The sequence below is a fragment of the Streptomyces sp. NPDC093252 genome, assembly GCF_040683675.1.
GTDB lineage: Bacteria > Actinomycetota > Actinomycetes > Streptomycetales > Streptomycetaceae > Streptomyces.
The window spans coordinates 198,062-212,375 of the sequence record NZ_JBFBEM010000008.1 but is presented as its reverse complement, the minus strand read 5'-3'; the positions used below and the strand labels follow the sequence as shown (position 1 = coordinate 212,375).

Here is a 14,314-nt window from a genome sequence, read left to right as displayed (position 1 = left end):
CTATGCACCCGTTGCCCCGAAGCTTGAACCCGGCCCAAGATGAATCAATGGGGAGTTACCTGCGGAGGCTCTCATATCGTCTTGGGATCTCTCCAGTGCATCTGGCAAGCCTCACGGGCCTGCACAGCACTGACCGTCAACGCAATCGCATGGGACGCCATGCGTTGATGGAGCTTGACAGTGACACCACCACGGTCTTCGGGCAGGCGACACGACTTACCCGAGAAGAGGTCGCTTCACTCACCTTGTCCGCCTGGAAGTATCACTATCCTCCAATCCTTCGCTCCCTTCCTGGGCCTAAACAGCCTCTCCGGCCGGACAGTTGGCTCCTCATTACTCCACGCTTCTGTCCGCAATGCCTCGCTGGTGGCACCGGAAAAGATCGTATCCTCTTCGGAGGGTCATGGAAAAAGGAGTGGCATCTCCCCGTTGTATTCGCCTGCACGGAACATGGCACATTCCTGCGTGACAAGTGCCCTCGTTGCAACCAGCCAGCACAAGACATCGCCACACTGATGCCGCGGTCGAACGACCATACTCTGAGTCCCTCGCAGTGCCGATGGACCGTTGAGACTCCCGGGGTCCGGAAGCGAATGAGCAGGGCATGCGGCTGCTCACTCGACGAACTCGCCGCTGCGGGGCACCAGCTGGATCCTGCGGATCCTCTGCTCGCCCTGCAACAGGAGATCATCGAGACTCTCACCCCCGCCACCTCGCATGACGACGCCGCATCCTTCTTCACTCACCTACGGCTCGTCGTCGCTGCCCTCAGTGCGTCATGGCCGGGAAGCAGTGATCTCATTGATCCTCAATACAGAGATCGCGTTGATCTCTACGTTTCAGGCCAGATTGACTACCGGCGAACAAGCGGAGGCGGGACCCGCAGATATCAGGTTATCGATGCGCTCCCCCGAGACGCTGCCACAAGCGCGGCACTCTTGTCAGCGGCGCGTTCACTCCTTGGCGTCGAAGATCTCCGCGAAAGCCTTGCGCCCCTCATTCGCGAGGGGTTCAGGGACAAGGCCGGACGGGCATCTTGGAACGGACTCGTAACGAGACACGAAGAAGCTTCCTCCCCTGAATTCCGAACCACCATTGAACCACTGACACGATCATTCCGAATGACCAGAGGAACCGCCAACATCCGCTCGGCAACACGCAATGACTATCGCCCTGAGCAGATCCCTGCATTCTTGGAGAAAGACTGGTTCACACACTATCTTCCCCATGTTCCCGAGACATCACCCAAGCTCTTACGCAGGACAGCTGCGGTTCGTCTGGTGCAGTGGGTGCTCGGCGGTTCCATGGGAGATTCTGCAGCATATCTGGGAATTCCCAGCCGTGGAGCAAAATTCCATACAGGAGTAGCCGTCAGCCGGGTCGACCCTTTTGAGTTCCACCAGGGACTTGAAGGCATCGCCGGTGAGATCTGCTCGGCGTCGCGTCCAGTCGACTACCGCCGGCGTCGAGAAGCCCTGCGGGGCTGGGCACTTGACCAGGTTGCCTGGGAGGACATCATCAAGCAGCTGACGCCGACCCCGGCCAGCTGGCATCCGCCAGCGTTCGACGATCGCAAGCGGCAAGTAGCCTCCGTGTTCGTCTGGGTTCAAGTGACCCAAGGCGAGCACGTCTTCGCCCCGAGGCCGATTGAAGCCGCTCAGGCACCGGAGGTCCAGCGCAGGTGGGGGCTCACTCGCAACACAACGTGGTGCCATCTGACCCGCCCCGACGCCGCCCCACATTACGCCGACCTGCGCAAGGTCCTCACCAAGTACGCCAGCCGACTGGCTCGGAGCATTGATGACGGGGAATCGCTCACGCACCAGTGAACAGGCCACGTTCGACGCCCATCGGAGTTTCGGGGCCGCCACCCTCACACACAGTGAACATCCGTGCCCTTGAGGTGCCAACTATCCCGCTCAAGATGTGCCAACAAGAATTCTCCAAGCTGGCCTGACCTGCACGGCTCAGACAGAGATGTGTCAACTAAGAATCTCGGTCACAGCCCGCCTCCGGCCCCTCCGGCCCATGGAACCCCGGCCCCGGGCTCCCCCGGATCCCCCGGATCCCCCGGATCCCCCGGATCCCCCGGAATCCCCGGAATCCCCGGAATCCCCGGAATCCCCGGAATCCCCGGGATTACTATCCACCGTGAAGCCCCGCCACTCCGCGACCTGCGTCACTCCGCGCGGGCGGCGGACGCGACCCCCGCTGTCAGTGCCGACCGCTACCTTCCCTCCCATGAGCGATCAACTGTGGGTGGGGATCCGGGACCGGGTCGAGGCGCTGCGGGACCGGCCCGGAAGCGAGCGGGTGTTCGGGGCGTCGGGGCACGGATGGGAACTGGACGCGACGCTGAGCGGGGCCGAGCTGGCGGAGCTGGAGTCCTCGCTCGGGGTGCGGCTGCCGGAGGAGTACCGGGGTTTCCTGCTGGCGGTCGGCGCGGGCGGGGCCGGGCCCTCGTACGGGGTGTTCCCGGTGCGCCGGGACGAGGGGCGGTGGGCCTGGGACGGGGACGGGGGCGATCTCACCGACACCGCCCGGCTCGGTGAGCCCTTCCCGGAGCGGCTGCACCCCCCGGAGGTGCTGGAGCGACTCGCCGCCTCCCGCCCCGAGGAGGAGGACTTCACGGTCGACGGCGCGTTCGCCGAGGACGCCTTCGACGACGCCATGGAGACCTGGGAGGAGCGCTGGGGCGAGGTGATGTTCGCCGCGGAGCGCACGGTCGGCGCGGTGGTGCTGTGCCATCGCGGCTGCGCGCTGCGGCAGTGGCTGGTGGTGTCCGGCCCGCACCGGGGCACGATGTGGGCCGACGACCGGGCGGACGAGTCCGATCTGGAGCCCCTCCTCGACCCGGGCGGCGCCCCGCTGACCTTCGCCCGCTGGTACCTGGGCTGGCTGGAGGAGGCCGAGCGGGAGGTCGCCGCCGCCCCGGTGGGCTGACGGTCGCGGGCGGCGCTCCGGCCCGGATCAGCGGGCCCGGGGCCCCGCCCCCAGGGGGTGAGCCCGCGCCCGGCCCCTCCCGCAGTACTCTCGCCGCATGGTGCGAAGCACGGCGCGGACGGTGGACGCCTATCTGGACGAGGCTCAGGAGAGCCGGCGTCCGGCGCTCGCCGAGTTGCGGGCGCTGTGCCGTGCCGAGCTGACCGGGGCCGGGTTCCGTGAGGTGATGGCGTACGGCATGCCCGCCTATGAGCGCGGCGGTGTCGCCGAGATCGCGTTCGCGGCGCAGCGGCAGTACCTCTCCCTCTATCTGATGCGGCCCGATGTGCGGGACGCCTTCGCGGAGCGGCTCGCCGGGCAGGACATGGGCAAGGGCTGTCTGCGGTTCCGCAGGCCCGAGCTGATCGACCACGACCTGGTGCGGGATCTGCTGCGGGCCACGGCGGCGGCGCCGGGGCCCGTCTGCTGACCGGGCCGGTGACGACCGTGGGCGGCGACGGGTTCTGGGCGGTGCCGGACGTGCTGGCCCATCTCGCCGGGCGCTGGCGGGTCGAGCGGACCGTGCGCGATCTGGGCGGCGGGGACGAGGGCCGGTTCACCGGGTCGACGATGTTCGAGGCGGCCGGGGGCGGCGAGGGGCTGCTGCACCGGGAGGCGGGGACGTTCGTGTGGCAGGGGGTGGCCCGCCCGGCGGAGCGGACCCTGCGGTTCCGGCCGGGGGCCGCGCCGGGCACGGCCGATGTGCGGTTCGCGGACGGCCGCCCCTTCCACGACCTCGATCTGACCTCCGGCCGGTATGTCGTCGAGCATCCCTGCGCGACCGACCTGTACCGCGGCGAGTTCACCGTCACCGACGCCGACCACTGGCGCACGGTGTGGCGGGTCGGCGGCCCGGCGAAGGATCTGCTGCTGGTCACGGAGTACACCCGGGAGGGCGGGCCCGGGGTCAGGCGGCGCCGTCGAAGCGGAGGTTCCAGTGGCCCCGGTGGCCGGTGACCGTGGTGGTCGACAGGGGCCGTACGTCGAGGTTCCAGTAGGTCGCCGGCGGGGCCTTGAGGGTGTAGACCAGGGCCGCGCGGATCACCGAGGGCTCGGCGACGGCGACGATGCGGACGCCGTCCTCGACCGGCCGGGTCTCCAGCCAGCCGCCGACCCGGGTGATGAAGGAGATCATGGACTCGCCGCCGTGCGGGGTGCCGCGCGGGTCGGACAGCCAGGCGTCGACCGCCCGCGGCTCGCGGGCCATGGCCTCGCCCAGGGTCAGTCCGCGCCAGCGGCCCATGTCGCAGTCGCGCAGGGCGGGCTGGACGAGCGGGGCGTAGCCGAGGGCGTCGCCGGTGGCCCGGCTGCGCGGGGTCGGTGAGCAGTAGCGCAGCTCGGCGGCGGCGAGCGGCACCAGTTCAGGGGCGAGGCGCTGCACCGCGGCCCAGCCGGCCCCGTCCAGCGGCCGGTCGTCCTCGAAGGTCTCGGCGAGCAACGGGGAGCTGCGGGCGGCGGCGACGAAGGTGACCCGAATGGCCATGCGGGGATGGTGTGCCCGGAGTGTGCCCAGGTCAAGGGGGGACATCCGAGGGGCTACCGTCGGTGCGCAAGGGTTTACCGGAAGGTAAGAATCAGCCGGGCATATGCCGTGAAACGCCGGACGCGCCCACGGGCACTCCGCGGGTCCGCGGACGGGGACTCAACGGGGGTCCGTGGACGCGGACTCCGGGGGTCCGCCTGCGGGACTCCGCGGGTTCCGGCCCGGCTGCCTACTCCCCCGGTATCAGCGCCATCCACCGCTCCGGCTGCTCCAGGCCCCGGAACCCCAGCTTCTCGTAGACCCCGTGGGCATCCTGCGTGGCGAGCATGACCCGGCGCAGCCCGTACGGCAGGAGGGTGTCGCGGACGGCGGCGACGAAGGCCGTGCCGATGCCCCTGCCGCGCACCGAGGGGTGCACGTACACATCGCACAGCCAGGCGAAGGTGGCCCGGTCGGTGACGACCCGGGCATAGGCCACCTGATCGCCGCGGGCGCGGTCGTAGACCCCGTAGTTGAGGGATCCGGCGAGGGCGCGGTCCTGGGTGTCGCGGGGGCGGCCGAGGGCCCAGTAGGCGTCGGTGGAGAGCCAGTGGTGCACCCGGGCGGCGTCGATCCGGCCGGGGTCGGCGGAGAACTCGTAGCCGGGGGCGAGTTCGAGGGAGAGGGTGGGGATGGGGTCGGTCATGGCGGGGATCCTCACAGTCCGGCCGGGGTCTGTCGAACGGTTTCGGCGGCCCCGGATCCGCCGAGCGCCTCGTCGCAGGCGGTGCGCAGCCGCCGCAGCCCCTCGGCGATCTCGTCGGTGGAGGCGACCGCGGCGAAGCTCAGCCGGATGTGGACGGCGGGCGGCTCGGCGCTGAAGTAGGGGCGGCCGGGGGTGAAGGCGACGCCCGCGCGCAGGGCGGCGGCGTGCAGCCGGGCCTCGTCGGTGCCGTCGGGCAGCCGCAGCCAGAGGTGGTAGCCGCCGGAGGGGATGTGCGGGAGGGCCAGTCCGGGCAGCCGCAGACGCAGTCCGGCGGTCATGGCGTCGCGGCGGGCCCGCAGTTCGGCGGAGAGGCGCCGCAGATGGCGGGGCCAGGCGGGCGAGCCGACGAGTTCCAGCGCGGCCTCCTGGAGGGGGCGGGGGACGAAGAAGGTGTCGACGACCTGGATGGCCCGCAGCCGCTCCAGCACCGGACCGCGCGCGGCGAGGGCACCGACCCGCAGACTGGGCGAGGTCGCCTTGGTGAGCGAGGAGACATGGACCACGACCCCGTCGGCGTCGTCGGCGGCCAGCGGTCGCGGCAGCGGCCCCGCGTCCTCGTGCACCAGGCGGCGCACGAAGTCGTCCTCCACGACGAAGGCACCGGCCTCGCGGGCGATGCGCAGCACCTCGGGGCGGCGGTCGGCGGCGAGGACCGAGCCGGTGGGGTTCTGGAACAGCGGCTGGCAGACGAAGACCCGGGCGCCGGTGGCGCGGAAGGCGTCGGAGAGCAGTGCGGGGCGGACGCCGTCGGCGTCGACCGGCACCGGGACCGGGCGCAGTCCGGCGGCGCGGGCGATGGCCAGCATGCCGGGGTAGGTGGGCGACTCCACGAGGACCGGGGCGCCGGGCGGGGCGAGCGCCCGCAGGGCGGTGGTCAGCGCGGACTGGCCGCCTGCGGAGATCAGGACGTCGGCGGCGGTGACGGTGTCGCCGATGCCCCGCGCGAACCACTCGCGCAGTTCGGGCAGTCCGTCCAGCGGGGGGCGGCCCCAGGCGCCGGGGCGGCGGCCCGCCCGGGAGAGCGCGGCGGCCATGGCCCGCTCGGGCTGGAGCGAGGGGTGCGGATAGCCGCCGTTGAACTCGATCACCCCGGGCGGCGGCGCGGCGAGGCAGACGGTGACCCCGGACGCGTCGACCGTGCGCGGGACGAGGTCGGCGGCGCCGTCGGCGCTGAGCGCGACCTCCTGCCAGGAGGTGTCGCCGGTCCGGGGGAGCGGGGCGCGCGGCCGGGCGCGGAAGGCCCCGGCGCCGGGCCGGGTCACCACCAGGCCCTCGGCGGTGAGCTGGGCGAGGGCGCGGGAGACGGTCACCGGGCTCACCCGGAACCGCTCGACGAGCGCCCGGCTCGACGGCAGCTTTCCACCGGGTGAGTAGCGGTCCAGCTCCTCGCGCAGCCGGTTCGCCAGCTCATCCACACTGCTACTCTGGTGCATGACAGTACAGGATAGCGCTATCGCCTCGAAGCCGGTAGCGGTGAGCGGTCCCGACCGGGCCGGTCTCGGCACCCTTCAGGCGGCCCTCGGGGTCACCGCCTTCTCCCTGACCTTCCCCGCCACCGCCTGGGGCCTGGAGGGGTTCGGGCCCTGGTCGCTGGTGGCGGTGCGCAGTGTGCTCGCGGCGGTCGTCGCGGGCGGCTGTCTGCTGGCCCTGCGGGTGCCCTTCCCCGACCGGGCGCACTGGCCGGGGCTGCTGGTGGTGGCGGGCGGGGTGGTGGTCGGCTTCCCGCTGCTGACCACCCTCGCCCTGGAGACCTCCACCACCGCGCACGCCGCCGTGGTGGTGGGGCTGCTGCCGCTGACCACGGCGGCGCTGTCCGCGGTGCGGATGGGCCACCGTCCCTCGCGCACCTTCTGGGCGGCGGCCCTGGCGGGCGCGGGCGCGGTGCTGGCCTTCACCGTGCAGCAGAGCGGCGGGGCGCTGAGCGGCGCCGATCTGTATCTCTTCGGGGCGCTGCTGGTGTGCGCGGCCGGGTACACCGAGGGGGGCAGGCTGGCCGGGGTGATGCCGGGGTGGCAGGTGATCGGGTGGGCGCTGGTGCTGTGCCTGCCGGTGGGGATACCGGCGGCGCTGATCGCGCTGGCCCGGGAGCCCGTGCAGCTCACCGCGCACAGTGTGACGGGGCTGGTGTGGGTGGCGGTGGGGTCGCAGTTCCTGGGCCTGCTGATCTGGTACCGGGGCATGGCGGCCATCGGCATCCCCAGGGCCAGCCAGTTGCAGCTCGCGCAGCCGCTGCTCACACTGGTGTGGTCGGTCCTGCTGCTCGGCGAGCACCTCACCCCGGCGGCCCCGCTGACGGCCGCGGCGGTGCTGATCTGCATCGCGGTCACCCAACGGGCCCGAGCCTGAACGGCCCCGACCGCCGGGCGGGGGAACCGGCGGCGGGCGGTCCGGCCCCCGAGGGCCCGGAAACCCCCGCCGTGGGTCGACGGCACGGACCGCCGCTCCGCTCCCGTACGGCGTGAGGAGGCCCGCAGATGCGTGCAACCGTCGGTGACCAGCTTGTCCAGCACGGCAGGGTGGTCGGCCAGATCGACAAGGTCGGCGAGATCGTCGAGGTACTGGGCCGGGCCGGTGAACCCCCTTACCGCGTCCGCTTCCAGGACGGCCACGAGGGCGTCTGCTCCCCGGGCCCCGACACCGAGATCCGGCACCGGGAGATGACCCCGGGCCGCTGATCCGCCCCGCCCCGGGCGCCGCCCCCGGCCGCATCACGCCAACGGCAGCGTCACGGGACCGCCTGCGTCCCGCCCCCGGCCGTGTCCCGCCCTCGGCGACGTCACGGAACCGCCCGCGCCACAGGACCGCCGAGGTCCCGCCACGCCAACGCCCGCGCCACGGAACCGCCCGTGCTCCGTCACCGCCCACGCCACGGAACCGCCCGCGCCACAGGACCGCCGAGGTCCCGTCACATCACCGCCCGCGCCACGGAACCGGCCGCGCCACAAGACCCCCGGCATCCCGCCACGCCACCACCCGCACCACAGGACCACCCGCGTCCCGCCACCACCCCCGCCAAAGAACCCCCCACACCCCACCCCCCTCACCGAGGCGGCACCGCCGCCACCCCGTAGTGGTCGGCGGTGACCCGCCGCATCGCGCCCACCGGGTCCGACCCCACCTCCTTCGCCGCGAAGAACACATGCCCCCGCACCTCGGGGTGGCGCGCGGCGAGGGTCAGATGGCGGGACAGCTCGGCGGGGTCCTGCCAGGCCGCCGCCTGGGCCGGGTCGCCCGCCCGGTACAGCGCCTCCCCGATGTACAGCTTGGTGCCGGTGCCCTGGGCGACCTGCGCCCACCAGGGCACCAGCTTGGCGTAGTCCGCTGCGGAGTTGCCGATGTGCCAGTAGAGCTGGGGGCACAGGTAGTCGACCCAGTTCTCCCGCACCCAGCGCCGGGTGTCGGCGTAGATGTCGTCGTAGGACTGCATGGCGCGGGTGTCCGAGCCCAGGGGGTCGGTGGCCGCGTTGCGCCAGACGCCGAACGGGCTGATGCCGAACTCGGTGCCCGGCCGGGTGCGCCGGACGGCGGCGCCCATGTCCCGCACCAGCCGGTTGATGTTGTCCCGGCGCCAGTCGGCCCGGGTGGCGAAGGAGCCGCCGTGGGCGTCGTAGGCGGCGTCGTCGTCGAAGACCTGGCCGGCCACCGGGTAGGGGTAGAAGTAGTCGTCCCAGTGCAGGGCGTCCACCGGGTAGCGGGTGACCGCGTCGAGCATCGCCTCCTGCACGAAGGCGCGGACCTCCGGCAGCCCCGGGTTGTAGTACAGCTTGCCGCCGTAGGGGACCGTCCAGTGGGGGTTGCGGCGGGCCGGGTGCGCGGCGGTGAGCTTGGTGAGGTCGGTGTGCGTGGCCACCCGCAGGGGGTTGCACCAGGCGTGCAGTTCCAGCCCGCGCGCGTGCGCCTCGGTCACCGCCGTGCCCAGCGGGTCCCAGCCGGGGTCCTTGCCCTGGGTGCCGGTCAGATACTGCGACCACGGCTCGTACGGCGACGGCCACAGCGCGTCGGCGCACGGCCGGACCTGGAACAGCACCGTGTTCAGCCCGGCCGCGACCGCCCGGTCCAGATGGGTGAGGAGTTCGGCGCGCTGCTGGGCGGCCGTCAGTCCGGTGCGCGAGGGCCAGTCGCGGTTGACGACCGTGGCCAGCCAGACCCCCCGCATCTCCCCCACCCCGCCGGTGCCGGTGCGCCGGGGGCGGCTGCCGGGCACGGCCCGCGCCTCCCCCGCCGTCACCAGGGCCGACAGCGCGGCCAGCGCGAACGTCCGTCGGGACAGCCGCCCCATGGAACTCCCACCTCTCCATCACCCTGCGGACCCGCGTGATCACGGACCGCCCTCGGGCCTCAGGATGCCCGCACCCCGGCGATCGATCATCGCTACGTACGGGTAACGTGCACGAACGGAGCAGGGTGCCGAAGCCGTCGGCCCAACCGCCGGGCGGCGCGAAGCGACGACGAGGACGACGAAGGGGACGATGTGACCGACATCGAGCGGGTCGGAGTGGTCGGCTGTGGCCAGATGGGCGCGGGCATCGCCGAGGTGTGCGCCCGGTCCGGGCTCGCGGTGAAGGTCGCCGAGACCACCGGCGAGGCCCTGGAACTGGGCCGGGCCCGGCTGCACACCTCCCTCACCCGGGCCGCCGAGCGCGGCAAGATCACCGAGGAGGAGCGGGACACCACCCTGGCCAGGCTGACCTTCACCACCGATCTGGGCGAGTTCGCCGACCGTGATCTGGTGATCGAGGCCGTGGTCGAGAACGAGCAGGTGAAGACGGAGATCTTCCAGGTCCTGGACCAGGTGGTGAGCCGCCCGGACGCGATCCTCGCCTCCAACACCTCCTCGATCCCGCTGGTCCGGCTCGCGGTGGCCACCTCCCGCCCCGACCAGGTGATCGGCATCCACTTCTTCAACCCGGCCCCGGTGCAGCGGCTCGTCGAGCTGATCCCGGCGCTGACCACCTCCGAGGGCACCCTCGGCCGGGCGCAGCTCTTCGCCGAGAAGGTGCTCGGCAAGCACGCCATCCGCGCCCAGGACCGCTCCGGTTTCGTGGTCAACGCGCTGCTGATCCCGTATCTCCTCTCGGCGGTGCGGATGTTCGAGTCCGGGATCGCCGGGCGGGAGGACATCGACAACGGCATGGAGCTGGGCTGCGCCCACCCGATGGGCCCGCTGAAGCTGGCCGACCTGATCGGCCTGGACACGGTGGCCTCGGTGGCGTCCTCGATGTACGACGAGTTCAAGGAACCGCTGTACGCCGCTCCCCCGCTGCTCCAGCGGATGGTCGACGCGGGCCGCCTGGGCCGCAAGTCCGGGTCGGGCTTCTACAGCTACGGCTGACACGCGACGGCGGCCACAGGGCCCGGCACCGCACGGATGCCGGGCCCCGTACCGCTCCGCTCCGTCCGCCCTACGCCACCAGGTCCTGCCCCAGCCGCAGATGGTGCAGTAACAGCAGCGCCGCCGCCATGTTCGCGGCCGGGACCTCGCCCCGGGCGACCAGATCGGGCACCACCTTGAGGGGGACCCACTCCCGGCGGTCCGACTCGAAGTCGTCCACCGGATGGCCGGTGTACTCGCCCGCGTCGGTCCAGTAGATGTGGTGGACGGCGTCGGTGAGCCCGTTGGACGGCTCGACGCTCATCAGATGCCGCAGGGGCCCCGGCCGCCAGCCCGTCTCCTCCTCCAGTTCCCGGGCGGCGGCGACCGCGATGTCCTCGCCGTCCTCGACGACACCCGCGGCCAGTTCCCAGCCCCAACTGTCGGTGATGAAGCGATGGCGCCACAGCAGCAGCACCTCGTTCGCCTCATTGACCACCGTGGCCACGGCGACGGGCCGCAGCCGGATCAGGAAGTGATCGAGATGCCGGCCGTCCGGTAGCTCGACATCGGCGAGATTGACGCTGAACCAGCGGTTTTCATACACAGTTTGCTCGGTCTGTTTCGTCCACTGCACGGTTCTGCCACCTTCCGCTGAATAAGGGGCAATATCGCAGCAGCGGCGTTCCGGCAGCAGGCGCAGAAGGAGCGGCCGACGATGCAGCGGCGGGCGCGCGGGAACCGGCCCCGTCGGCCGGAACGCATCCCTCCGGCCGTCCGCGCTTCCGTGCGCCGCGAGCCCCGGGGCGTGTCGGACGCATCCCCGCGGCGCCGCGACGACCGGCGCGCCCTACAGCGGGACCCGCAGCGCCCCGTCGATCAGCTCGGCCGCCTCGGTGGTGCCCGTGGCGCCGCTGCGGATCAGATGCTCGCGCACCGCGCGCAGCCGGTCGCGGAGCCGGTGCGACTCCATGCCACGCGCCTGCTCGGCCATCCGGATGGCCGTCTCCACCGCCTTGTCGGCGTTGCCCTGGCGGAGTTCGATGGTGCTGAGCATGGCGAGCCGGTGCACCCTGCCCCGGTCGTGCGCCGGGTTGTCCACCGCCGCCGTGGCGTGCTCCCCGGCCGCCGTCAGCTCACCGAGGCTGAGCAGCGCCTCCGCCACCTGGACATTGACCAGGCCCGGCTGGACATATCCGGTCTCATCGGGCTCGTACGGGGGCCGGATGCGTTCGGCGGACCGCTCGGCCCGCCGGATGCAGGACAGCGCCTCGCCGCTGTCGCCGAGGTGGGCGTACGCCTTCGCCTGCATCGCGTACAGATCGGAGGCGAGGGCCGGGGTGATGTGCTTGCCGGCCGCCCGCAGCGCCGCCTCCGCGAAGGCGACCGCCTGCCGGTACTCCCGCAGGAACAGCACCTGGTTGACCAGCAGCGCGATGACATAGGCGCCCAGCCCCCGGTCACCGCTCGCCTTCGCCAGCCGCAGCGCCTGATGGAAGTAGCGCTGGGCGAGGCCGTGGGCGTCGGAGTCGTAGGCGCAGATCCCGGCGATGGCGACCAGCCCGCCCGTGGCCCGGTGCAGTTGGCGGCCGGTGGCGTCGGTGTAGCTGCCGCGCAGCAGGGGCGCGGCCTCGGCGTTGAGGAAGCCGACGATCCGGGTGCGGGCCACGATCCCGCCGGCCTTGCGGTAGAGCTGCTCGTAGTGGGTGCGGGCGGCGCGCAGCATGTCGAGGTCGGCCGGGGTGACCCGGTGCCGGCCGCCGCGCGAGACATCGGTGTCCTCGGGCGGGTTCTCCCACTCCCACACCGGCATCACCGCGGGCGTCCCGGTGACCGCGGGGGCGCCCAGCAGATGCGGGCGGAGCTGCTGGTCGGAGCGCCACAGCGCGGTCGCCCGCTCCACGAACCCGGACAGCGAACCGGCGTGCGGGGAGACGGGCCCGCCGGGCACCCCGAGGCCGATGTCGTCCAGGGTGACCGTCCGGCGCAGCCGGGCCGCGAGCACCTCGCAGATCAGGTCGGGCACCTGACCGCGGGGCCGCTGCCCCTTCAGCCAGCGCGCCACGGCCGTGTGCTCGTAGCGCAGGGCCAGGCCCCGGGCCCGCCCGGCCTGGTTGACATGCGCGGCCAGCCCGGCGTGCGAGACCCCGGCCTCGTCCAGGATCGCGTCCAGCAAGGAATTGGGCTGCATTTCCCGTCCCCCCGACATTCCCGGTCCCCCCGACATTTCCCGTCCCCCGAAACAGGGTCCGGACAGCGTAGTACCACCGCGTTCACACCCCGTGTGATCGGAGTGCCCGCCTCCGGGGTGTGTGCGCGCTGTCGCTCAGAGTGCCCAACCGCTTGACTGGAACACCTCGTCAAGAGGCCGGCTGGGCCGCCGGCTCCCCCTCGTACAGTGCGGCGGCCCCTGCACGCGCCGTCCGTCCGGCCGTCTGCCCGACACTCCGTGGCCGGGCGGACGGCGCCGCCGCGCCGACGAGGGACACACCGGTAACCGGGAGGAGGACCCAGGCGCACCACGGGCCGTCGGACGCCGCTCGGTCTCGGTGTCACGGCACGTGGTGCGCCCGGTGACCGACCGGTTCCCCGGGCAGCGGCAGCACGGCGCACCGCTCGTTGCGCAGCGCCAGCATGGCCACATCGTCGGCCGGCCGCCCCCCGGCGTGCCGCAGCAGCCGGGTGTAGACCCCGCCCAGCACCGCCTGCGGCGGCAGCGGCCCCTCCGCCACGACCGCCCGAAGCGCCTCGCCGAGCGCAAAGAACCGGCCATGCGCATCCCGGGCGTCCTCGACACCGTCCGTATGCAGAAACAGCGTCTCCCCGGGCAGCAACAGCCCGAGCGGTACGGGGTGCAGCTCGGCCGGCAGCGGAAACGGCCCGAGCGGCGGCAGCGGTTCGGCCCCCACCGGCACCACCGCCGCCCCGTCCCGCAGCAGATGCGGCCACGGATGCCCGCAGTTCAGCGCCCGCACCTCCCCGTCCCGGTGGATCTCCAGCAGCAGGACGGTGACGAAGTCCTCGCTGCCGGTGTCGGCGCCGGTCCCGGACCGCTGGCGCAGATGCCGGGCGAGCGCCCGCTCCAGCCGGCGCAGCACGCCCGCGAGGTCCCGCTCGTCGTGCCCGGCCTCGCGGAAACTGCCCAGGACGGCGGCGACGGTCCCGATGGCGGCGAGCCCGTGCCCGCGGACGTCCCCGATCACCACCCGCACCCCGTGCTCGGTGGCGATCACGTCGTAGAGGTCACCGCCGAGGAACGCGCCCCGGTCGGCGGAGAGCTGGGCGGCGGCCACACCGAGCCCGTCGACCTTCGGTGGCAGCGGCCCGATCAGCGCCTCCTGCGCCGCTCCGGCCACCTCGCGCACCTGCCGCAACTCGCTCAGCAGCGCCCGCCGCACCTGGAGGACGATGCCGGCCCCGACGGCGAAGAACACCGCGCTGGTCGCGATCCGCGCACCGAGCCCGGTCTGCTGCGCCAGCGGACAGACCAGCTTGTAGGTGATCGCGACCGCACCCCAGGCCACCGGAAGCCCCAGCACGAGCGAGCGCCGTACCGGCCGAGCACCGAAACGCATCATGCCGATGGCCCCCCAGACAGTCCCCAAAAGCACGGACCGGCCCCGAAAGGCCGGTCCGATTCTCCCGCCGCTCACCCCAAAGAACCCAGATCACCCCATTTCCTCACCCAGACGAGTGAGGCGATCCGACAAAACAGGGCTGAGGGCAACGCCCCGCTTTCAGGGGCGCTGGGGGTACCCCCTCTGGGGGAGGAACTGCGCGACCAGCCACGACA

Annotated in this window: 14 protein-coding genes and 1 pseudogene; 8 read left to right on the top strand and 7 right to left on the bottom strand. The window is 72.4% G+C overall.

Features of this window, described 5'->3' with window-relative positions; genetic code table 11:
- Positions 1-2: 2 nt before the first annotated feature.
- From AB0O01_RS18705 to AB0O01_RS18685, 5 genes and pseudogenes are all read left to right on the top strand, one after another.
- A pseudogene (locus AB0O01_RS18705) lies at positions 3-452 on the top strand (TniQ family protein); the annotation flags it as partial.
- A gap of 669 nt (positions 453-1,121) precedes the next feature.
- Complete coding sequence (locus AB0O01_RS18700; RefSeq protein WP_365314961.1) at positions 1,122-1,829, top strand: hypothetical protein; 708 nt, start codon at positions 1,122-1,124, stop codon at positions 1,827-1,829.
- Positions 1,830-2,241: 412 nt separating this feature from the next.
- Positions 2,242-2,943: an SMI1/KNR4 family protein gene (locus tag AB0O01_RS18695; protein ID WP_365314669.1), complete on the top strand. Its 702-nt coding sequence runs from the start codon at positions 2,242-2,244 to the stop codon at positions 2,941-2,943.
- 97 nt (positions 2,944-3,040) lie between these two features.
- Entirely contained in the window at positions 3,041-3,412 is a 372-nt protein-coding gene (locus tag AB0O01_RS18690) for a DUF1801 domain-containing protein (RefSeq protein WP_365314668.1), read from the top strand.
- A gap of 8 nt (positions 3,413-3,420) precedes the next feature.
- Positions 3,421-3,939 (top strand): DUF6314 family protein, encoded by a 519-nt coding sequence (locus AB0O01_RS18685; RefSeq protein ID WP_365314666.1) that lies wholly within the window; start codon positions 3,421-3,423, stop codon positions 3,937-3,939.
- Here the strand turns inward: AB0O01_RS18685 and AB0O01_RS18680 are convergent.
- The 3 genes from AB0O01_RS18680 to AB0O01_RS18670 all read right to left on the bottom strand — a co-directional run bounded on the left by AB0O01_RS18680 (position 3,890) and on the right by AB0O01_RS18670 (position 6,643).
- Positions 3,890-4,465 (bottom strand): histidine phosphatase family protein, encoded by a 576-nt coding sequence (locus AB0O01_RS18680; protein ID WP_365314664.1) that lies wholly within the window; start codon positions 4,463-4,465, stop codon positions 3,890-3,892. The two genes, AB0O01_RS18685 and AB0O01_RS18680, sit on opposite strands and share 50 nt — an antisense overlap.
- Before the next feature lie 229 nt (positions 4,466-4,694).
- The gene (locus tag AB0O01_RS18675; RefSeq protein ID WP_365314662.1) at positions 4,695-5,150 is read right to left on the bottom strand and encodes a GNAT family N-acetyltransferase; all 456 of its coding nucleotides are present in this window, start codon (positions 5,148-5,150) and stop codon (positions 4,695-4,697) included.
- An 11-nt stretch (positions 5,151-5,161) separates the two neighbouring features.
- Positions 5,162-6,643 (bottom strand): PLP-dependent aminotransferase family protein, encoded by a 1,482-nt coding sequence (locus tag AB0O01_RS18670; protein ID WP_365314661.1) that lies wholly within the window; start codon positions 6,641-6,643, stop codon positions 5,162-5,164.
- Here AB0O01_RS18670 and AB0O01_RS18665 point away from each other — a divergent pair.
- Both AB0O01_RS18665 and AB0O01_RS18660 read left to right on the top strand, forming a co-directional pair.
- Positions 6,642-7,556, top strand: coding sequence for a DMT family transporter (locus tag AB0O01_RS18665; protein WP_365314659.1), 915 nt, complete (start codon positions 6,642-6,644; stop codon positions 7,554-7,556). The genes AB0O01_RS18670 and AB0O01_RS18665 overlap by 2 nt on opposite strands.
- Positions 7,557-7,684: 128 nt before the next feature.
- Entirely contained in the window at positions 7,685-7,885 is a 201-nt protein-coding gene (locus AB0O01_RS18660) for a DUF1918 domain-containing protein (RefSeq protein WP_365314657.1), read from the top strand.
- A 365-nt stretch (positions 7,886-8,250) separates the two neighbouring features.
- Here the strand turns inward: AB0O01_RS18660 and AB0O01_RS18655 are convergent, their stop codons facing one another.
- Positions 8,251-9,489 carry a family 10 glycosylhydrolase gene (locus tag AB0O01_RS18655; protein ID WP_365314655.1) on the bottom strand — a complete coding sequence of 413 codons (1,239 nt, stop codon included), beginning with the start codon at positions 9,487-9,489 and terminating at the stop codon, positions 8,251-8,253.
- 192 nt (positions 9,490-9,681) lie between these two features.
- Between AB0O01_RS18655 and AB0O01_RS18650 the strand changes: the two genes are divergently transcribed.
- Positions 9,682-10,542, top strand: coding sequence for a 3-hydroxybutyryl-CoA dehydrogenase (locus AB0O01_RS18650; protein ID WP_365314653.1), 861 nt, complete (start codon positions 9,682-9,684; stop codon positions 10,540-10,542).
- A 70-nt stretch (positions 10,543-10,612) separates the two neighbouring features.
- Here AB0O01_RS18650 and AB0O01_RS18645 read toward each other — a convergent pair whose 3' ends face one another.
- From AB0O01_RS18645 to AB0O01_RS18635, 3 genes are all read right to left on the bottom strand, one after another.
- On the bottom strand, positions 10,613-11,158 hold the full coding sequence (locus AB0O01_RS18645) for an NUDIX hydrolase (protein ID WP_365314652.1): 546 nt from the start codon (positions 11,156-11,158) through the stop codon (positions 10,613-10,615).
- Between the two features lie 213 nt (positions 11,159-11,371).
- Positions 11,372-12,712, bottom strand: a complete 1,341-nt coding sequence (locus AB0O01_RS18640; protein WP_365314650.1) for a transcriptional regulator — start codon at positions 12,710-12,712, stop codon at positions 11,372-11,374.
- A gap of 361 nt (positions 12,713-13,073) precedes the next feature.
- Positions 13,074-14,099, bottom strand: a complete 1,026-nt coding sequence (locus tag AB0O01_RS18635; protein WP_365314648.1) for a PP2C family protein-serine/threonine phosphatase — start codon at positions 14,097-14,099, stop codon at positions 13,074-13,076.
- Positions 14,100-14,314: the final 215 nt, after the last annotated feature.